At 67.5% G+C, this 18219-nt stretch carries 20 protein-coding genes; 12 read left to right on the forward strand and 8 right to left on the reverse strand.

The annotated features are described in order from the left end of the window. Positions 1-18 precede the first annotated feature (18 nt). Both NVU01S_RS10580 and NVU01S_RS10585 read left to right on the forward strand, forming a co-directional pair. Complete coding sequence (locus NVU01S_RS10580) at positions 19-408, forward strand: hypothetical protein (RefSeq protein WP_042259132.1); 390 nt, start codon at positions 19-21, stop codon at positions 406-408. Then, complete coding sequence (locus NVU01S_RS10585; RefSeq protein ID WP_043664248.1) at positions 405-1556, forward strand: cation:proton antiporter; 1152 nt, start codon at positions 405-407, stop codon at positions 1554-1556. Before NVU01S_RS10580 ends, NVU01S_RS10585 begins: the two co-directional genes overlap by 4 nt. Positions 1557-1584: 28 nt before the next feature. Here the strand turns inward: NVU01S_RS10585 and NVU01S_RS10590 are convergent, their stop codons facing one another. The 3 genes from NVU01S_RS10590 to NVU01S_RS10600 all read right to left on the reverse strand — a co-directional run bounded on the left by NVU01S_RS10590 (position 1585) and on the right by NVU01S_RS10600 (position 3364). After that, a complete protein-coding gene (locus NVU01S_RS10590; protein ID WP_052280160.1) occupies positions 1585-2040 on the reverse strand; it encodes an RNA-binding S4 domain-containing protein in 456 nt (151 codons plus the stop codon). A 3-nt stretch (positions 2041-2043) separates the two neighbouring features. Next, complete coding sequence (locus NVU01S_RS10595) at positions 2044-2676, reverse strand: C40 family peptidase (protein ID WP_043664257.1); 633 nt, start codon at positions 2674-2676, stop codon at positions 2044-2046. A 409-nt stretch (positions 2677-3085) separates the two neighbouring features. Continuing rightward, entirely contained in the window at positions 3086-3364 is a 279-nt protein-coding gene (locus NVU01S_RS10600) for a hypothetical protein (protein WP_043664259.1), read from the reverse strand. Between the two features lie 147 nt (positions 3365-3511). Here NVU01S_RS10600 and NVU01S_RS10605 point away from each other — a divergent pair, with 147 nt between their 5' ends. The 4 genes from NVU01S_RS10605 (at position 3512) to NVU01S_RS10620 (ending at position 8675) form a co-directional block, all read left to right on the forward strand. Next, the gene (locus NVU01S_RS10605) at positions 3512-4693 is read left to right on the forward strand and encodes an ATP-binding protein (protein ID WP_043664262.1); all 1182 of its coding nucleotides are present in this window, start codon (positions 3512-3514) and stop codon (positions 4691-4693) included. A gap of 139 nt (positions 4694-4832) precedes the next feature. Then, entirely contained in the window at positions 4833-6785 is a 1953-nt protein-coding gene (locus tag NVU01S_RS10610) for an acyl-CoA dehydrogenase family protein (RefSeq protein WP_043664369.1), read from the forward strand. A gap of 405 nt (positions 6786-7190) precedes the next feature. Continuing rightward, positions 7191-8153, forward strand: a complete 963-nt coding sequence (locus NVU01S_RS10615) for an alpha/beta fold hydrolase (protein WP_043664371.1) — start codon at positions 7191-7193, stop codon at positions 8151-8153. Between the two features lie 234 nt (positions 8154-8387). Next, the gene (locus NVU01S_RS10620; protein ID WP_029903518.1) at positions 8388-8675 is read left to right on the forward strand and encodes an Rv0250c family protein; all 288 of its coding nucleotides are present in this window, start codon (positions 8388-8390) and stop codon (positions 8673-8675) included. A 60-nt stretch (positions 8676-8735) separates the two neighbouring features. On the opposite strand, the gene NVU01S_RS10625 is transcribed toward NVU01S_RS10620, so the two are convergent. Next, a complete protein-coding gene (locus tag NVU01S_RS10625; RefSeq protein WP_082031820.1) occupies positions 8736-9971 on the reverse strand; it encodes an acetyl-CoA C-acyltransferase in 1236 nt (411 codons plus the stop codon). Positions 9972-10388: 417 nt separating this feature from the next. Here NVU01S_RS10625 and sdhC point away from each other — a divergent pair, with 417 nt between their 5' ends. Genes sdhC through NVU01S_RS10640 form a run of 3 tightly spaced genes read left to right on the forward strand, consistent with a single transcriptional unit; the run spans position 10389 to position 13939 of the window. Beyond that, the gene (sdhC, locus tag NVU01S_RS10630; protein WP_014989138.1) at positions 10389-11219 is read left to right on the forward strand and encodes a succinate dehydrogenase subunit SdhC; all 831 of its coding nucleotides are present in this window, start codon (positions 10389-10391) and stop codon (positions 11217-11219) included. Positions 11220-11249: 30 nt separating this feature from the next. After that, on the forward strand, positions 11250-13190 hold the full coding sequence (locus NVU01S_RS10635) for a fumarate reductase/succinate dehydrogenase flavoprotein subunit (RefSeq protein ID WP_043664269.1): 1941 nt from the start codon (positions 11250-11252) through the stop codon (positions 13188-13190). A gap of 2 nt (positions 13191-13192) precedes the next feature. Further along, positions 13193-13939: a succinate dehydrogenase/fumarate reductase iron-sulfur subunit gene (locus NVU01S_RS10640; RefSeq protein WP_029903515.1), complete on the forward strand. Its 747-nt coding sequence runs from the start codon at positions 13193-13195 to the stop codon at positions 13937-13939. An 84-nt stretch (positions 13940-14023) separates the two neighbouring features. On the opposite strand, the gene NVU01S_RS10645 is transcribed toward NVU01S_RS10640, so the two are convergent. The 4 genes from NVU01S_RS10645 to NVU01S_RS10660 form a co-directional block, all read right to left on the reverse strand. Further along, a complete protein-coding gene (locus tag NVU01S_RS10645) occupies positions 14024-14209 on the reverse strand; it encodes a hypothetical protein (RefSeq protein WP_226887113.1) in 186 nt (61 codons plus the stop codon). A gap of 112 nt (positions 14210-14321) precedes the next feature. Next, positions 14322-14546 carry a DUF397 domain-containing protein gene (locus tag NVU01S_RS10650; RefSeq protein WP_014989142.1) on the reverse strand — a complete coding sequence of 75 codons (225 nt, stop codon included), beginning with the start codon at positions 14544-14546 and terminating at the stop codon, positions 14322-14324. 30 nt (positions 14547-14576) lie between these two features. Next, positions 14577-14780 (reverse strand): DUF397 domain-containing protein, encoded by a 204-nt coding sequence (locus NVU01S_RS10655; RefSeq protein ID WP_041563211.1) that lies wholly within the window; start codon positions 14778-14780, stop codon positions 14577-14579. After that, positions 14777-15622 carry a helix-turn-helix domain-containing protein gene (locus tag NVU01S_RS10660; RefSeq protein WP_043664377.1) on the reverse strand — a complete coding sequence of 282 codons (846 nt, stop codon included), beginning with the start codon at positions 15620-15622 and terminating at the stop codon, positions 14777-14779. Before NVU01S_RS10660 ends, NVU01S_RS10655 begins: the two co-directional genes overlap by 4 nt. 378 nt (positions 15623-16000) lie before the next feature. On the opposite strand from NVU01S_RS10660, the gene NVU01S_RS10665 reads away from it, so the two are divergent. The 3 genes from NVU01S_RS10665 to NVU01S_RS10675 all read left to right on the forward strand — a co-directional run bounded on the left by NVU01S_RS10665 (position 16001) and on the right by NVU01S_RS10675 (position 18218). Beyond that, on the forward strand, positions 16001-16321 hold the full coding sequence (locus NVU01S_RS10665) for a hypothetical protein (RefSeq protein WP_043664273.1): 321 nt from the start codon (positions 16001-16003) through the stop codon (positions 16319-16321). Beyond that, complete coding sequence (locus tag NVU01S_RS10670; protein ID WP_014989146.1) at positions 16321-16527, forward strand: hypothetical protein; 207 nt, start codon at positions 16321-16323, stop codon at positions 16525-16527. The genes NVU01S_RS10665 and NVU01S_RS10670 overlap by 1 nt, the downstream gene beginning before the upstream one ends. A 161-nt stretch (positions 16528-16688) precedes the next feature. Beyond that, on the forward strand, positions 16689-18218 hold the full coding sequence (locus NVU01S_RS10675) for an alpha/beta hydrolase (protein WP_167829425.1): 1530 nt from the start codon (positions 16689-16691) through the stop codon (positions 18216-18218). The last annotated feature ends 1 nt before the right edge of the window (position 18219 follow it).

Genomic DNA, 18219 nt, shown 5'->3' on the forward strand with positions numbered 1-18219 from the left:
GGCCGCCAAGATGAGGGCATGGCGACCGAGACGATTTCCGTGCAGTGGAAGGCCGAGCCCGAGGAGCACGACTATCCGGCCGCGGCCGACTACCTGGAGTTGCTGGCCGGGCCGAAGATCGTGCGCGCCGTGGTGGACGACCTGCGGGCCGCACCCCTGTCGTACAAGAAGGCCAAGGATATTCTGCGGGCCGCCCGGCTGGAACTGCTGCCGCCGGAGAACGCGCACGTGCGGCGGGACCTGATCAAGATCAACAATGGTAAGTCGCTGTCACCGATCCTGTTGGTGCGCGGCGACTTTCGCACCGGCACCCCGTTGGTGATCGCCGACGGCTACCACCGGGTGTGCGCCATCCACTGGGCCGATGAGAACATCGCCATTCCCGCGAAGATCGCCGCCCTGCCGTGACCTTCTCCACCCTCGCGCTGGTGCTCGCACTGGGCCTGTGCGGTCCGCTGCTCGCGCTGCGCAGTGCGTGGCACCTGCCGGTGGTACTCGGCGAGGTAGTCGCGGGAATCGTGTTCGGCGCCACCGGATTCGGCGTGCTGCACAGCGCGGATCCGATCTTCACGTTCCTGGCGGACATGGGTTTCGCGGTGGTCATGTTCGTCGCGGGCACCCACGTGCCGGTGCGCGACCCGACGGTGCGCGCCGCGCTCGGGGTGGGCGCACTGCGGGCGGTGCTCGTCGGATTGCTCGCGGTGCCAGCGGGTTTCGGCATCGCCCACTGGTTCGGCACCGGGCACGGCGCGATGTACGCGGTGCTGCTCGCGTCGTCCTCGGCGGCGCTGGTGCTGCCGATCATCGACTCGCTCGGGCTGCGCGGTAAGCCGGTGCTCGCGTTGACCGCGCAGGTCGCGATCGCCGACACCGTCTGTGTGGTCGCGCTGCCGTTGGCGATCGATCCCGGGCACGCGGGGCGGGCCGCGCTCGGTGCGCTCGCGGTATCCGCCTGTGCCGTCCTACTTTTCGCGCTCTTGCGCTGGGTGGAGCAGTCGGGTGCGCGGCGGCGGGTGCACCGGATCTCCGAGGATCGCGGACTCGCCCTGGAGCTGCGCGTCAGCCTCGCGGTGCTGTTCGCGCTGTGCGCGGTCGCCACGCAGACCCGCGTCTCGATCATGCTGGCGGGTTTCGCCGCCGGACTGGCCGTGGCCGCGGTCGGCGAACCGCGGCGGGTGGCGCGCCAGCTCTTCGCCATCAGCGACGGCTTCCTCGCGCCGCTGTTCTTCGTCTGGCTCGGCGCCCGGCTCAATCTGCGGGACTTCGGCGAACATCCGAGACTGATCGCCCTGGGTCTGGCGCTGGGCGCCGGCGCGCTTCTGGTCCATCTGGCCCCGCGCCTGGCCGGGCAGCCGGTCGGGTACGGCGCGCTCGCGGCCGCGCAGATCGGAGTGCCGGTCGCCGCCGTCACGGTCGGTACCGAGTTGCACGTACTGGTGGCCGGGGAGGCCGCGGCACTGATGCTGGGCGCGCTCTGCACGATCGCCGCCGGCGCGGTCGCGGCGAGCCGGCTCGCGGCCCGGGCGGCGCAGACGGACAGCACAAACGAGCGCTGAGATCTCGGCGCGTTCGGTGAGGCGTGCTCTAGTCGTCGGGTCGACCGAGGTCGTCGAGCGGGCCGGCGTCGTCGGTGCGGCCGAGTAGGCGATCGGTCTCGCGGCGTTCCCGTTTGGTGGGGCGGCCGGAGCCGCGATCGCGGCGCGGCATGGCGGCGAGGAGTTCGCGGGAGGGCGGCGGCGGGGAGCGGTCGATCAGGCATTGGGCGGCGATCGGAGCGCCGACCCGTTTGGTGACGATGCGCTCGACGATCACGATGCGTTCGATGCCGCCGCTGCGGATGCGCACCTCGTCGCCGGGTTTGACCGGCTGGGCGGGCTTGGCCGCGGTGCCGTTGACGCGTACGTGTCCGCCGCGGCACGCTTCGGCGGCGGCGGATCTCGTCTTGAACAGGCGCACGGCCCAAGTCCAGGAATCGACTCGGGCCTGCGTCGCAGTATTCGTAGTTCCGTGGGTACGGATGCCGTTATCGGCGCGGGGCACGCTTTACACGATACGGCGCGCGGTGACCACCTGATCGGCGCGCAGCGAAGTGTAGGTGACCGGCTCGCCGGACTGCACCGCGTTCAGCAGCTTGCCGTCACCCGCGTAGATGCCGACGTGGGCACCGCCGTTGGTCACGACGATGTCGCCGGGCTGCAGATTGTGGAAGGCCACCGGAGCGCCGACGTGCGACTGCTCGAAGCTGGTGCGGGGGAGTTCGACGCCGGCCTGACGGTAGGCCCACTGGACCAGACCCGAGCAGTCGAAGTTCGACGGGCCCGCGGCACCCCAGGAGTACATCGCGCCGACCTTGGTCTTGGCGGCATCCAGGGCGATATCGCTGGCGCTGGGCGCGGGGTTGAACATACCGGGCAGGTTCGGCGCAAAGTTCGGCACGCCGGGCGCGACCTGCTGCTGGGCGCCGGGGGCCTGCGCGTTCGGCATCGCCGAGACAGCCTGCTGGATCTGCTGATTGAGTTGCTGGACCGGCGCCTCGTATTCCTGCGGGACAGGAACATCGAAGTTGCCGACACCGGGAATGTTGATGGTCGCGGCCATCGCCGGGATCGCGGGCATGGCCCCGGTCGTTGCGGCCAGCGCGCCCATCACGACGGCACCCTTGACGGAATTCGGCAAGCGAGAATCCCGCTGCAAGCTGTGTTTACCCACCGAGCTACGTCTCCGATCTTCGTGCTCTCCCGCCGACCGGGCAGCTGACCAGAAAATGGCCGCAAGGCATCACCGTCACCAACACACTCGGGTGATCCCGGCACGACAGCCGGGTAGATGGCCCCGACAGCCGATAAGGCGGTAACTCCGTGGCGCCGCTTCTCTTTCGAAACGACAGGACTCCACTAAGTCACGAAGAGATTACGATGCCGACGCGGTGTTGTCCAGCGCACAGACCAGCATGTTTTAAGCCGAACTGAAAGTGCCTGGACGATCGCCCGAAATTGCGACACGCCCAGCGGGTCACGACACGATATCGCGCCGCGCGCGGGGGTCACGGAACGGCGCGCGACGGGACGAATCGGACAGGGAGGCCTCAGAATTCGCGACCGGCGGAACGTGGGCCGTCGCCGCCGAGCGCCTGTTCCAGCTCGACGATCCGGCGCTGCGCGTCGGCCAGGCCGACCTCGAGCTGACCGAGCGCCATCACCAGCGGCCCCACCGCGAGGTCGGCCACCAGCTGGGGATCGTCATAGCCGCGTTCTATCGCGACGAGGATGTTGGACCGAATGCGCCGCGCCACGGTGGCGCCGGCCGGTACGTTCCAGGACTCGACCACCTCGGCGGTGGTGGTCGGGGTGGGTTCGTCGGACATGCCCCTCCGATACTCGCTGGAATCGCCCTCAGCGTAGTGACTTCCGCAGTACAAGAGCAATCGTGCAATACCCACCGCTAGTCGTATCTAGGACACGCCGTAGATATCGGCAGATTTCCCGGACCGGACGAGCTACGGTGTGCGGGTATGGACCCCGTGCGGAATCCGTATGCTCCCGGAGCCGGACAGCGCCCACCCGAATTGGCCGGGCGCGACAAGCAACTCACCGCTTTCGACATCGTGCTGGAGCGCGTCGCGCGGGGCCGCCCGGAACGCAGCGTGATGCTCACCGGGCTGCGCGGCGTCGGAAAGACGGTGCTGCTCAACCAACTTCGCTCCGCCGCCATCTCCCGCGGCTGGGGCACCGGCAAGATCGAGGCGCGGCCGGACCAGGAACTGCGCCGCCCGCTGTCCTCCGCGCTGCACATGGCGGTGCGCGCGATCGCGATGGCGCATCGCAATCCGGAGCGGGTCGACGACTTCCTCGGCATCCTCAAGGCCTTCGCGCTGCGCGCCACCGCGGACAAGGGCATGCGGGAACGCTGGCAGCCCGGCATCGACGTGCCCGCGGTCACCGGGCGCGCCGATTCCGGTGACATCGAGATCGATCTGGTCGAGTTGTTGGTCGAGGCCGCGGCGCTGGCCGGCGAAATCGGTGTCGGCATCGCGATTTTCATCGATGAGATGCAGGATCTCGGCCCGGCCGACATTTCCGCGATCTGCGGCGCCTGCCACGAATTGAGCCAGGACGCGGCGCCGCTCATCGTGGTCGGCGCCGGACTGCCGCATCTGCCCGCGGTGCTGTCCGCCTCGAAGAGCTACTCCGAGCGCCTGTTCAGCTATCACCGCATCGACCGGCTCGACCGCGCAGCCGCCGATCTGGCGTTGATCGCGCCCGCGCAGCGCGAAGAGGTGAAGTTCACCGACGACGCCCTGGACGCGCTGTACCAGCGGGCCGACGGATATCCGTACTTCGTGCAGGCCTACGGCAAAGCGGCCTGGGACCAGGCGCCGGAGAGTCCGATCACCGCCGAGGACGTGGACGTGGCCGCGCCGAGCGCGGAAGAGGAACTAGCGGTGGGCTTCTTCGGTTCCCGTTACGAACGGGCAACGCCCGCCGAGCGAGAGTACATGCGCGCCATGGCCGATCTGGCCGGCGACGACGGTCCGGTCGCCACCGCGGCGGTGGCCGGCGAACTCGGCCGCAAACCGGCCTCGCTCTCGCCGGCCCGGGACGGACTGATCAAGAAGGGGCTCATCTATTCGGCCGAGCGCGGCACCATCGGCTTCACGGTCCCGCACTTCGGCCGCTACCTCCGCAGCGTCTGAGATCGCGGCGACCGGCGAATCAGGCTGTCTATCAAGATCATTAGAGATCCATAGAAACCAATCGACCCGAAGCCCTACCGGCCGGTAACTAAAGTTCTTACACTCGAATGTGATCCTGATCACGTCCGAGGAGGACATCATGGCGACTGCCGCGAAAGTCGACGCCACCGAAGAACAGGCCCGCGCACTGGTCGAGGAATCCCGCGAAACCACCTGGGCCAAACCATCGTTCGCCAAGGAGATGTTTCTCGGACGGTTCCGGCTGGATCTGATCCACCCCTACCCACGGCCCAGCGCGGAAGACGCCGCACGCACCGAGGCCTACCTGGCCCGGCTGCGGCCGTTCTGCGAATCCATCGACGGGCGGGTGATCGAAACCGAGGGCCGGATCCCGGACGAATACGTCAAAGGCCTGGCCGAACTCGGCTGCTTCGGGCTCAAGATCCCCGAATCCCATGGGGGTCAAGGGCTTTCCCAGTTCGGCTACAACCGCGCGTTGATGCTCGTCGGCTCCGCGCACCCCAGCCTCGGCGTGCTGCTCTCGGCGCACCAGTCGATCGGCGTGCCCGAACCGCTCAAGCTCGCGGGCACCGCGGAACAGAAAGCCGAGTTTCTGCCCCGCTGCGCCGCGGGCGCGGTGAGCGCGTTCCTGCTCACCGAGCCCGACGTCGGCTCCGACCCGGCCCGGATGGCGAGTTCGGCAGTGCCCACCGACGACGGCGAGGCGTACCTGCTCAACGGGGTCAAGCTGTGGACCACCAATGGCGTTGTCGCCGAACTGCTCGTGGTGATGGCGCGGGTGCCCAAGAGCGACGGGCACCGCGGCGGCATCTCCGCGTTCGTCGTCGAAGCCGACTCGCCGGGCATCACGGTCGAGCGGCGCAACGCGTTCATGGGTCTGCGCGGCATCGAGAACGGCGTCACCCGGATGCATGACGTGCGGGTACCCAAGGCCAACCTGATCGGGCGCGAGGGCGACGGCCTGAAGATCGCGCTCACCACCCTCAACGCGGGCCGGCTCGCCATCCCCGCGCTGTGCACCGCGTCCGCCAAATGGTCGCTGAAGATCGCCAGGGAATGGAGCGCCGCCCGCGTGCAGTGGGGGCGCCCGGTCGGCGAGCACGAGGCCGTCGGGCAGAAGATATCTTTCATCGCCGCAACGACTTACGCGCTGGAAGCGGCCCTGGACCTCTCCGCCGCCATGTGCGACGAGGCGCGCAACGACATCCGGATCGAGGCGGCCCTGGCCAAGCTGTGGGCCAGCGAGATGAGCTGCACCATCGCCGATGAGCTGGTACAGATCCGCGGTGGCCGCGGCTACGAGACGGCAGCCTCGCTCGCGGCCCGTGGCGAGCGCGCCGTCGGCGCCGAACAACTCGTCCGGGATCTGCGCATCAACCGCATCTTCGAAGGTTCCAGCGAGATCATGCGGCTGCTGATCGCCCGGGAAATGGCCGACGCGCACATGACCGCGGCCGGCGCGCTGGTCGACCGCAAGGCCGAGTTCAAGGACAAGGCGAAAGCGGCCGTGGGCGCGGCGGGCTTCTACGCGAAGTGGTTCCCGCAGTTGGCGGTCGGCGCGGGCACCACACCGGCCACCTTCTCCGAATTCGGGGTGCTGGCAAAGCATTTGCGGTTCGTCGAGCGCAGCTCGCGCAAGCAGGCGCGATCGCTGATGTACGCCATGGGCCGCTGGCAGGCGGGCCTGGAGTACAAGCAGAACTTCCTCGGCCGCATCGTCGATATCGCGGCCGAACTGTTCGCGATCTCGGCGGCCTGCGTGCGCGCGCACGCGCTGCGCACCGCGAACGCCCCCGAGGCCGCGGCCGCCGAAGAGCTCGCCGACATCTTCGCCAAGCAGTCCCGGGTCCGCGTGCGCGCATTGTTCGACGCGCTCTGGGACAACACCGACGCCGAAGACCGCACCCTCACCCGCGGCGTCCTGGACGGCCGCTACACCTGGCTCGAAGCAGGCGTCTTCGACCCCAGCGAAGGCACCGGCCCCTGGATCGCCGAATGGCAGGTAGGCCCCTCCACCGAACCAAACCTCCTCCGCCCCTTCCTCCCCTCCACCCGCAAACCAACCCCCTGACCCACCCGGCCCCGTCGCGCTCCCACCCCGGAGCGCGACCCCGCCGTGCCCGAACCGGCAAATATTCGCGACTATCAGTCAAACGCTAGATATCAATAGATTCACCTGAACTTGTCGGCCGGCGCTCGATGGCAAAATCTAGGCCCCTCTAGGAAATCGCCTCGATACCCCGAGACCCACTGAGCGACGTACGCATGACTCTCTATCGCAATCTAGTTCTGGGACTATAGATGTGTAGATCTTGGAGGTGGGGGGAGGGGTAGGGGGTGGGGGTACGTGTCGGCTTCAGTTGGACAACTTGTGCGTAACGCCTGGTATGTGGGGGTAACGGGGCGGAAATATCTATCGACAACCGGGCAAGAACGATCCGCTTGGATGCACCCTCCACAGGAGGTCGTCATGTCCATGACTATTTCGCGCTGCGCTGCCGACTACGAAGGTCACCGTGTCACGGTGACGGCTACGGACGGTGTCCCGCTGTCGGTCCGCGTGTTCGGCGGCGATACCGCGACGGTGACCGTCGTGTTCGCGCACGGGCACTGCTTACGCACCGAATCCTGGTCCTTCCTGCGCGATCACCTGCTGCGCCGCTGGGCGGACGCCGACACCAGGATGGTGTTCTACGACCATCGCGGGCACGGCGAATCCGGCGAGGCCCACCCCTCGACCTACACCATCGACCAACTCGGGCACGACCTCGACACCGTGCTGCGCACCGTCGCACCGACCGGGCCGGTCGTGCTGGTCGGGCATTCGATGGGCGCGATGGTGGTGCTGGCCTACGCCCGGCTCTTCCCGGAGACCATCGGCACCCGCATCGTCGGTGTCGGCTTGATCGCCGGCGCCGCCAACGGCCTCACCGAGGTCGGCCTCGGCCGCTTCCTGAAACGACGCGCGGTGCGCTCGCTGCAGGTGGCGGTGGTGCGCGCGCCCCGCGTGATGCAGGGCTCCAAGCGGATGTCGCGCCGGATCTTCGAGCCGATCATGCGCGCGGCGAATTCCGGCACCAGGCGGGTCAATCCGCGCATGGTCGCGGTCGCGACCGCGATGCTGAACGAGACCCCGCTGCTGACCATGTCGAGTTTCCTCGCCTCGCTGATGACCTTCGACGAGACGGCGACTCTGCATCGGCTCGGCAGCATCCCCGCGCTGGTGCTCGCGGGCACCGCGGACATCGTGGTGCCGTTCGCGCACTCGGTGGTGCTCGCGTCACAGCTGGCGGGATCGCAGCTCGTGCCGCTGGAGGGCGCGGGACACAGCGTGATCTTCGAACGCGCCGAGGAGGTGGCGCTGTCGCTCGCCGGACTGGTCGACCAGGTCGTCGGCACCCTGCGCGGGCAGGGTCCGGAATACGCGGTCGCCGGCTGACGCGCCGGCCGTCGGCGTTTCGCACCAGCGCCGACGGCCGGTCACGGGCAACTTTTGGGCGAACTACCGAAGATCGCTGCTCGACGAGCCAGAAATCGATTCCTTCTGTACTGTGTTAGAGATCACGTTGTGTGGTGAGTCACACGACTTGGTGACGCGCGTTTCCTGGCAGACCATGGAACGAACCGCTACCCACCGAGTTCGCATGTGCCGCCAGGAACACAGGAGGTATCGATGACACGCAGCGAAATCGCGGAACTCCGCTATGCGGTCGGCCAGCTCCGGCAATCCATCGGCGCACTGCGGACGCACTATGGCGACGCGAACATGGTGCGCCGGTTGGAGAACGACCTCGAACGGCTCGTCATCGACGCCGACGAGATCGAGCAGGCCCCGCCGCCGGAGGTGAAGCGCCGTCCGCAGGACACCATCTACGTCCCGGACAGCAAGTCCGACGAGGCCGCCTGGATGGGCGCACAGGACGAGGGCCTGGGCTTCCACTCCCGGCCGCGCACCAAGTAGGTCCCGACAGGTACTTCGCGGGCCCGTTCCGTGCCGGTGGGCCCGCGATGTGCGGTGTGCTCAGGCCCGGTGCCGACCGAAGCGTCGATTCGGTCGCGCGCCGTGGAACCGGGCACCGCGGGGGACGTCCGGCACCGGGGTGGATCCGGCCGATTCGAACAGGGCCGCAATGCCATGGTCATGGCCGAGCGCGATGGCCTCCAGTCCGTAACTGCCGTTGGTCCGGGCGAGTTCGTGCAGCATCGTGGTCATGATGCGCAGGCCGGTCGCGCCGACCGGATGCCCGAGCGCGATGGTCGAACCGTTCACGTTGAGCCGTTCCCGCGGATCGAAATCCCAGGCCCGCGTCAACGCCAGCACCTGCACCGCGAACCCCTCGTCCACCTCGACCAGATCGAGGTCGTCGAGCCGCAGTCCGGTGCGCCCGAGCAGCTTGGCCACCGCCGGCGCGGCACCGAGAGTCGCTGGGCCCGAATCACTTCCGGCCGCGGCCCAGCCGACCAGATAGGCCGTCGGCGACAGCCCGAGATCCACGAGCCGATCCTCGGCCACCACCAGGCAGGCGGCCGCGCCGCGCCGGTGTGCGCTCATGTTGCCCGTGGTCACCACACCGTCCGAGCGCAACGGGCGCAGCGCCGCCAAGGTGTAGGTGGAGACCTCGTCGTCGACCCCCTCATCGCGCAGGATCCGGTGTCCCCCAGTGTCTTCGCCGCCTCGATCGGGCCCGCGCAGCCCGGGGCCCGGCTCCTCGAGCACCCCGACCGGGATCACCTCGGCGGCGAATTTTCCCTGCCGCCAGGCACGCGCCGCCTTGCGGTGACTGGCCACCGCGAACTCATCGGCGTCGGCCCGGCCGATGCCGTAGTAGCGCGCCAAGTCCTCGGCGTTCGCCAGCACAGCGGCGTCGACCGGCACGCCGGGGCGAGCGTCGACCGCCGGGGCGCATTCCACACCGCCCGCCACCACCACGTCGGCGGCGCCGGTCTGCACCATCATCGCCGCCGTGAGCACCGCCTGCAGGCCGCTGCCGCAGCGCCGATCGGTGAGAAAACCGGGCACGGCCCACGGTAGACCCGCACCCCGCGCGGCCGCTCTGCTCAGTTCGGAGCCCGCGGACAGGCCGCCGTCGACGCAGGCCAGCGCGACATCTTCGACCCGGGCCGGGTCGATGCCGGAACGTTCGACCACCGCGGCGAGCACGGTCGAGGCCAGCCATTCCGGCGGCATCCCGGCCAGTGCGCCTCCTTCGATCCCGCTCGGCGTGCGGACCGGCGCGACGATCGCGGCTCTTCTCACCTGGCTCTCCTTCCCCCGCCGCGTCCGCACCCACCGGCACCGCCGGTCGAGCTGGACGCGGCCGCTGCCGTGCCCATCGGTGCACGTCAGCGGGTACATCTCGGGAAAGGTGACCACAGATTTGTTGCCGCCGTGTGACGATCGGCGCGTCGTGATTTCAACCCGCGGTTTTGTTCCGGGCGACCTTGCTCGAATCATGTTCCGTTTTAGTCGAGTTCGAAGTGTTTGCGGTCCGTTCACCGCTCTGCGCTGTCTGTTGAAGCGACATGGAATGTGGCGCAAATCACGGGCATCCCGGCGGGTCCGGAATGCCGGGACCCCGCTCGAGCGATAGCAGGGGTGTCGTATGGTGCTGGGCATCACATTCGATTGCAGAGGGAATCGATCCCCCCGCACAGCAGAGCGAGGCATCCACCTGTGAGTGCCGCACCGACCGCCACCCCGGAGACGGGGACCGGCGTCTTCAGCAAGACCAGGGCCCGAATCTCCGAGCGCACGTTGCGTACCGATCGATGGTGGGTACCACCGTTGATCACGGTGCTCGGGCTCGGCGCGTTCGTCATCTACGCGACGATCAGATCCTATGTGCGAACGGCATATTGGGTACCGGACTACCACTACCTGACGCCGTTCTATTCTCCGTGCCTGAGCACCTCGTGCGTCGAGGGGTCCAGTCACTTCGGCACGCCGTTCGGCGACCTGCCCGCGATCCTGCCGCTGGGCTTCGTCGTGCTGCCGTTCCTGCTCGGCTTCCGTTTGACCTGCTATTACTACCGCAAGGCCTACTACCGGGCCGTGTGGTTCTCCCCGCCCGCCTGCGCGGTCGCCGAGCCGCACGCCAAGTACACCGGCGAGACCCGGCTGCCGCTGATCATCCAGAACGCGCACCGCTACTTCTTCTATGTGGCGCTGCTCGTTTCGGTGATCAACACCTATGACGCGGCGGTCGCGTTCCACGGCAAGGACGGCGGTTTCGGTTTCGGCCTCGGCAATATCGTGCTGTGGGTCAACGTGATCCTGCTGTGGGCTTACACCCTGTCCTGCCATTCCTGCCGGCATATCGCGGGCGGTCGGCTCAAGAACTTCTCCGCGCATCCGGTGCGCTACTGGTTCTGGACCCAGGTCTCCAAATTGAACACCCGGCACATGGCGCTGGCCTGGACCACGCTCGGCACCCTCGTGCTGACCGACTTCTACGTCATGTTGGTGGCCAGCAAGACGATTTCGGACTTGCGGTTCATCAACTGATCCGCCTCAACCCCAGGAGTATTCGCGGCCATGCCAGAAGTGGAACGGCACAAGTACGACGTCGTCGTGATCGGCGCCGGTGGCGCCGGATTGCGCGCGGTGATCGAGGCCAGAGAACACGGCCATTCCGTCGCGGTGGTGTGCAAATCCTTGTTCGGCAAGGCGCACACCGTGATGGCCGAAGGCGGCTGCGCCGCGTCGATGGGTAATGCCAACGAGAAGGACAACTGGCAGACCCATTTCAAGGACACGATGCGCGGCGGCAAGTTCCTGAACAACTGGCGCATGGCCGAACTGCATGCCCAGGAGGCGCCCGACCGGGTATGGGAGCTGGAAACCTATGGGGCGCTGTTCGATCGGACCGCCGACGGCCGGATCAGCCAGCGCAACTTCGGTGGCCACACCTACCCGCGGCTGGCGCACGTGGGCGACCGGACCGGCCTGGAGATCATCCGCACCATGCAGCAGAAGATCGTCTCGCTGCAGCAGGAGGACTTCGCGGCGACCGGCGACTACGAGGCGCGGATCAAGGTCTTCTCCGAGTGCACGATCACCGAACTCCTCAAGGACGGCGACCGCATCTCGGGCGCGTTCGGCTACTGGCGCGAATCCGGCCGCTTCATCCTGTTCGAAACGCCCGCAGTGGTTTTGGCGACCGGCGGCATCGGCAAGTCGTACAAGGTGACCTCGAACTCGTGGGAGTACACCGGCGACGGCCACGCGCTCGCGCTGCGTGCCGGGGCGACGCTGATCAACATGGAGTTCCTGCAGTTCCACCCGACCGGCATGGTCTGGCCGCCGAGCGTCAAGGGCATCCTGGTCACCGAGGGTGTGCGCGGCGACGGCGGGGTGCTCAAGAACACCGAAGGCAAGCGGTTCATGTTCGACTACATCCCGCCGGTCTTCAAGGGGCAGTACGCCGAGACCGAGGAAGAAGCCGATCAGTGGTTGCGCGACAACGATTCCGCGCGCCGCACGCCCGACCTGCTGCCCCGCGACGAGGTCGCACGGGCGATCAACGAGGAGGTCAAGGCCGGACGCGGTACCCCGCACGGCGGCGTGTTCCTCGATATCGCCTCGCGGATGCCCGCCGAGGAGATCGTGCGGCGGCTGCCCTCCATGCACCACCAGTTCAAAGAGCTTGCCGACGTGGACATCACGAAGGAGCCGATGGAGGTCGGCCCGACCTGTCACTACGTGATGGGCGGCGTCGAGGTCGATCCCGATACGGGCGCGGCGACGGTGCCGGGGTTGTTCGCGGCCGGTGAATGTTCCGGCGGCATGCACGGCTCCAACCGGTTGGGCGGCAACTCGCTGTCGGATCTGCTGGTGTTCGGCCGCCGGGCCGGTCTGGGCGCGGCCGCCTACGTCGAGCAGCTCACCGAACGTCCCGCGGTCTCGGATGCCGATATCAGCGCGGCGGCGAAAGTGGCGCTGGCACCGTTCGATCCGCCGGCCGAGGGCGCGGGCGAGAACCCCTACACCCTGCACACCGATCTGCAGCAGACGATGAACGACCTGGTCGGCATCATCCGCAAGGAACACGAGGTGCGCGAGGCGCTCACCAAGCTCGACGAGCTGCGCGCCCGGTTCCAGCAGGTCACCGTGGAGGGGCACCGCCAGTTCAACCCAGGCTGGCACCTCGCGCTCGACCTGGAGAACATGCTGCTGGTCAGCGAGTGCGTGGCGAAGGCGGCGCTGCTGCGCACCGAGAGCCGCGGCGGGCACACCCGCGACGATCATCCCTCGATGGATGCCGACTGGCGGAACAAGCTGCTGGTCTGCTCGGTGGATCAGAGCACGGCGGGCCAGGCCATCCCCGACGTCACAGTGACGCCGAAGGACCAGGTTCCGATGCGGCCGGAGCTGCTCGCCCTTTTCGATCTCGGCGAGCTCGAAAAGTACTACACCCCGGCCGAACTCGCCGGGCACCCGACGACAGTCGGGAATTCGACAGAGCGAGAGGCGTAGCGATGGGTTACGACGCCAAATTCCGCGTATGGCGCGGCGATCTCGAGGGCGGCGAACTGCACGACTTCACCGTGGCGGTGAACGAGGGCGAGGTGGTGCTCGACATCATCCACCGGCTGCAGGCGACGCAGGCCCCCGATCTGGCCGTGCGCTGGAACTGCAAGGCGGGCAAATGCGGATCGTGCTCGGCCGAGGTGAACGGGCGGCCGCGACTGCTGTGCATGACCCGGATGTCCACCTTCACCGAGGCCGAGGTCATCACGGTGACCCCGATGCGTACCTTCCCGGTGATCAAGGATCTGGTCACCGACGTCTCCTTCAATTACCAGAAGGCGCGCGAGATTCCGTCGTTCACCCCGCCCGCTGATCTGAAGCCGGGCGACTACCGGATGAAGCAGGTCGACGTCGAGCGCTCGCAGGAGTTCCGCAAGTGCATCGAATGCTTCTTGTGCCAGAACACCTGCCATGTGGTGCGTGACCACGAGGAGAACAAGAAGTCGTTCGCCGGGCCGCGGTTCCTGATGCGGATCGCCGAGCTGGAGATGCATCCGCTCGACGTCGGCGACCGGCGCAACCTGGCGCAGGACGAGCAGGGCCTCGGCCTCTGCAATATCACCAAATGCTGTACCGAGGTCTGCCCGGAACATATCAAGATCACCGACAACGCGTTGATCCCGATGAAAGAGCGCGTGGCCGACCGGAAATACGATCCGCTGGTGTGGTTGGGCAACAAGCTGTTCCGTCGCTGAATCACCCGGATGCGCTGAATCACCCGGATGCGCACCGGCCGAGAGATTCTCGGCCGGTGCGCAGTGCTATTTCCGGGCCACCTGCTACAAGATCGCGACCACGCCGAGGGCTACCACCCATACCAGCGCCCCGACCAGCAGCGCCTGCACCAGTGAACCGGTGAGGAGGAAGACGCCGATCGATGTCACCGCGAACAGCAACGTGACGATCAGCCATTCCACCCAATCGCCCGGACGCAATTTCTTGTACGGGGAGTGGGAGTTCTTCAACCCACGGTCCATAAAGCATGGGCTACCCAAATGTTATCCAAGCGAAACGCTCGACTACGGCGCGCCGACGAGCCCGGTCCGCATCCGCCGCGGCCGGGCTGTCCTCTCGTGGCTACTGGGGCCGGTCGAACTCGCCGTCCTGTACGCCCGCCGTGAACGCCGCCCACTCGGCGGGTGTGAAGACCAGCACGGGCCCGTCCGGGTTCTTGCCGTCGCGCAGGGCGACGTGTCCCTCGGCCAGCAGCGCCACCTCGACGCTGTCGTTACCCGCCGTTTCGCCCGCCGTGCGCCAGGTCGCGCCGGACAGGTCGACATTCGCACCACTGTTGACACTCACGAGTCGAACTCCTTGATCAGCGCCACGCGCTCAGGCGCGGGTGAATTCGCCACCGGCCACACCGGAGGTGAATATGTCCCATTCCGCGGGGGTGAAAACCAGGGCCGGTCCGCCGGGATTCTTGCTGTCGCGCACACCGACCTGTCCGCCGTCGAGGAAGGCCACCTCGACACAATCCTTGCTACCACTGCGGGTGCTCGTAAACCACTGCGCCCCAGCCAGATCGATACTCATGCCGCAAACTCCTTCGCTACCTGCCGGAGCAGATGTCTACTGGTTTGAATATCCAGCGCGGCGCGCTGGAGGCACGCGTGTGCCCGATGGTACCGCTGCACGTCGACCGGTCTTTCGAGGTAGAGATCCCCGGTGAAACCTTCTACATACACAACTGGGGGCTCTACTGGATGTCCCTTGCTATCTGTGCCGAACTCGAGCACGGTGAAAGGCCCCGTGGAATCTCCGAGCGGAATGCCGGCCGCGAACGGCAGGATACGCACAGCAACATTGTCGTTGGTACTCAAATCCGCAAGATGTCGTAGCTGCGCCGCCATCACTTTGGCGCCACCAACCACGCGGCGCAAGACCGACTCGTGCAACACCACGGCAACGGTCGCGGGGGAGGCCCGCCGCGAGATGAGGGCCTGGCGCTGTAACCGCAATTGCACCCGGCGTTCCAGTTCCGCCTCGGAATCCCCCGGATAGCCGAGACGATGCAGAGCCTTTGCGTAGTCCGCGGTTTGCAGCAGCCCCAGTACCAGTTCCGATTGGTAGGAACTGAGTTGCTGGGCCGATGCCTCCAAACCCACGTAGACGTCGAAGTTTTCGGGTATCAGGTCACCGTAGGCATGCCACCAGCTCTTGACCGCGGCCTGCTGAGCCAGGCCCTTGAGACCGTCGGCCAGCGCGTCCGGGATGCCGTAGATGCGGCACAGCTCTTGGATATCGATGGTGCGGATGCGGTCGGCCTGTCCCTTCTCCAACCGCTGCAAAGTGCTTGCGCCCCACTCCATCAGCCGCGAGGCCTCGGCGATGGTGAGACCCGCCTGGGTGCGCCAATCTCGCAGGTACCGGCCCAGCTGCCGGCGCGGTAGGGTAGAGGAAGCGCTCTCGGTACCGGACGGTCTGTCGTGATTTCCGGATACTCGTTCCGAACTCGTTGACGCTCTTGCCGAACTCGCTGACACAGCACGCTCCGTTCTGTGTTCGGCTGCTCACCCGCGGACAGGCGGGGGCAACCAGCAAGCTCGGTTCCCCGTCACTTCGCTTGGGCAGCGGGCTCTTTCGTCCACTATGGAGAATCCTGCCCTCCCGGCTGGTTTTCGTGCTGGGAATTCGCGCGAAATTTTTGGATATCCATCGCGGGCGTTGTTTCACCTCCCCGGCAATGGTGTGCTGGAAGTATGCCCGGCGTTGTCCGAGCACTCACCAGGAGTCGCCCGCAGGAACGAGGAGTCATGGCTGTACATGTCATTGCGTCGTCCTTGATGACCAGCGATCTCACTACGCACCGAGCACGCAGCGTCGGAGACGGCAGCTGGGTGGTGTCCTACCTGCCCGGTCGCACGCTGACGTGTGCGCAGGCCGTAGCCGCGCTGCGGGTTGCCGAAGTGGTGCCGGCCCTGCTGGACGTGGTCGGCGAGCTCGCCGACGAGGTCGGGCTCACCGCGCTGGAGGCGGTCGGCATGGCGGTGCGGCAATCATCCTGGGAAACCGAGCATCCGGTTCCTTCTCGACATCGGTGGCGAGCCACGGCCCAGCCGGCGGGAGTCGCCTGATGCAGCTCACCAACCTGAACATGCATGTGGCGGCGATGCTGGCCTGCGGCGCCGACCCCGGCATCATGACGGTCGAACAAGCCCACGCGGCAATGCAATTGCATCTCGACTGCACCGTGGACCGCTGCCGCGTGCGGCGGCGCGCCCGCACCACGCTGGTCGAGGAGGGCCGCTGCGTGCTGGACGAGCGCGCGCTGCCCTGCTGAACCCGCTGCCCTACTGAACCCGCTGCCCTGCTGAACCCGCTGCCCTGCTGAACCCGCTGCCCTGCTGAGCCCGCTGCGCGCCTGCGCGATCTGAGCCGAACCCGCGCCGATCCGTTACCGTTGCCTGCGCGATGAGGTGTGTGCGGGAGAGGCGAACTCTGGTGGTGGTGCGACTGTTCCGGCGTTCGTTGGCGGTCTTGACGGTGTCACTGCTGGCCACGGTGCCGGTCGCCGGGTACGGCAGCGCCGCGCCAGGCGCGGACCCGGCGCCCGGCGGCATGGAGCGGTTCTATCGTCAGCAGCTCGCCTGGAAACCTTGCGGCATCGACAATCTGGACAAAGCAGGCGGCGAGTGCGCGGACGTGCTGGTACCGCTGGACTACGGCAAGCTCGACGGCCGCACCATGACGGTGGCGATATCCCGGGTCGGGGCGGCCGAACCCGCCCGGCGGCAGGGGATTCTGCTGGCGAACCCGGGCGGGCCCGGTGCCGAAGGCCTGGACAGCATCGATCTGCTCGGCGACGTGCTGTCCCCGGACGTGCTGGCCACGCACGATCTGATCGGGATGGATCCACGCGGCGTCGGCGAATCCGGGCGCAGCAAGCGCTGCGGGTGGCCGGTCGGTGAGATGGTCCGGTCGGCGGGCCTGGATCTGTCCGGCTTCGTGCACGACACGGTGCAGTCCGCGGGCATGGCCGCCGGTTGCCTGGTGCACGACCCGGAGATGATGCGGCAGTTCACCACCCGCAACACCGCCCGGGACATGGACGTCGTGCGCGGCGTCCTCGGCGAGCCGACGCTCGACTACTACGGCACGTCCTACGGCACCTACCTGGGCGCGGTGTTCACGCAGCTGTTTCCGGACCGCAGCGGGCGGATCGTGCTGGACAGCGCCATCGACCCGGACCGGTATTGGGCGGGGCTGGTGCAGGATTGGGGACCGGCGGACGAGCGCGCCTTGGACGACTGGGCAGCCTGGGCCGCGACGAAAGACGAGACATACCGGTTCGGCGGTACGCCGCAGCAGGTGCGGGCGACGGTCGAGCAGCTGATCCGCACGGCCGCCCGACAGCCGATCGTCATCGACGATTTCGCCGTCGACGACCACTGGCTGCCGTTCGTGCTGCACGGGATGCTGATGAACTTCCGGTTGAACGACGCACTGGCCCAGACCATCCGGGAGATCGCCGACGCGGCGGGCGGCCCACCGGCCAAGGCCCGCACGCCCCGGCTCGCCGCGATCCTGACCGCGCTGCGCGACGGCGAGAATTCGACGCTGGCCCAGATCGCCTGCGGGGACGCGGGTGTGCCGCGGGATCCGGGCTGGTACTGGCACACGATCGAGGAAACCCGGGCCACCCAGCCGGTTTTCGGCGCGATGGCGGGCAATATTCAACCGTGCGCGTTCTGGCCGGGACCGGTGGAGGCCCCGACGGTGGTGCGTAATGCGGTGCCCGCGCTGATCGTGCAATCGACCGGCGACCCGCGCACGCCGTACCAGCACGCGCTGCGGCTGCATCGGCAGCTGAGCGCGTCGAAGTTGGTCACGCTGCGAGATGTGCGTATCCACCTGACTTTTCGGCCGGACCTGAGCAGGTGCGTGAACGACGCGATCAACACCTACCTCGCCGAAGGCGCACTGCCCGACGCCGACGTGGACTGCTCCGCCGACAGCGCGGCGGCGAAATAGC

It is taken from the genome of Nocardia vulneris, assembly GCF_001613425.1.
Lineage (GTDB): Bacteria > Actinomycetota > Actinomycetes > Mycobacteriales > Mycobacteriaceae > Nocardia > Nocardia vulneris.

What these genes read in the sequence shown, in the direction of transcription:
- NVU01S_RS10580 (WP_042259132.1), top strand. Translation starts at nt 19, where the DNA reads ATGGCGACCGAGACGATTTCCGTGCAGTGGAAGGCCGAGCCCGAGGAG.
- NVU01S_RS10600 (WP_043664259.1), bottom strand. Translation starts at nt 3,364, where the DNA reads ATGTCCGACGAACCCACCCCGACCACCACCGCCGAGGTGGTCGAGTCC.
- NVU01S_RS10605 (WP_043664262.1), top strand. Translation starts at nt 3,512, where the DNA reads ATGGACCCCGTGCGGAATCCGTATGCTCCCGGAGCCGGACAGCGCCCA.
- NVU01S_RS10610 (WP_043664369.1), top strand. Translation starts at nt 4,833, where the DNA reads ATGGCGACTGCCGCGAAAGTCGACGCCACCGAAGAACAGGCCCGCGCA.
- NVU01S_RS10615 (WP_043664371.1), top strand. Translation starts at nt 7,191, where the DNA reads ATGACTATTTCGCGCTGCGCTGCCGACTACGAAGGTCACCGTGTCACG.
- NVU01S_RS10620 (WP_029903518.1), top strand. Translation starts at nt 8,388, where the DNA reads ATGACACGCAGCGAAATCGCGGAACTCCGCTATGCGGTCGGCCAGCTC.
- NVU01S_RS10635 (WP_043664269.1), top strand. Translation starts at nt 11,250, where the DNA reads ATGCCAGAAGTGGAACGGCACAAGTACGACGTCGTCGTGATCGGCGCC.
- NVU01S_RS10640 (WP_029903515.1), top strand. Translation starts at nt 13,193, where the DNA reads ATGGGTTACGACGCCAAATTCCGCGTATGGCGCGGCGATCTCGAGGGC.
- NVU01S_RS10655 (WP_041563211.1), bottom strand. Translation starts at nt 14,780, where the DNA reads ATGAGTATCGATCTGGCTGGGGCGCAGTGGTTTACGAGCACCCGCAGT.
- NVU01S_RS10665 (WP_043664273.1), top strand. Translation starts at nt 16,001, where the DNA reads ATGGCTGTACATGTCATTGCGTCGTCCTTGATGACCAGCGATCTCACT.
- NVU01S_RS10670 (WP_014989146.1), top strand. Translation starts at nt 16,321, where the DNA reads ATGCAGCTCACCAACCTGAACATGCATGTGGCGGCGATGCTGGCCTGC.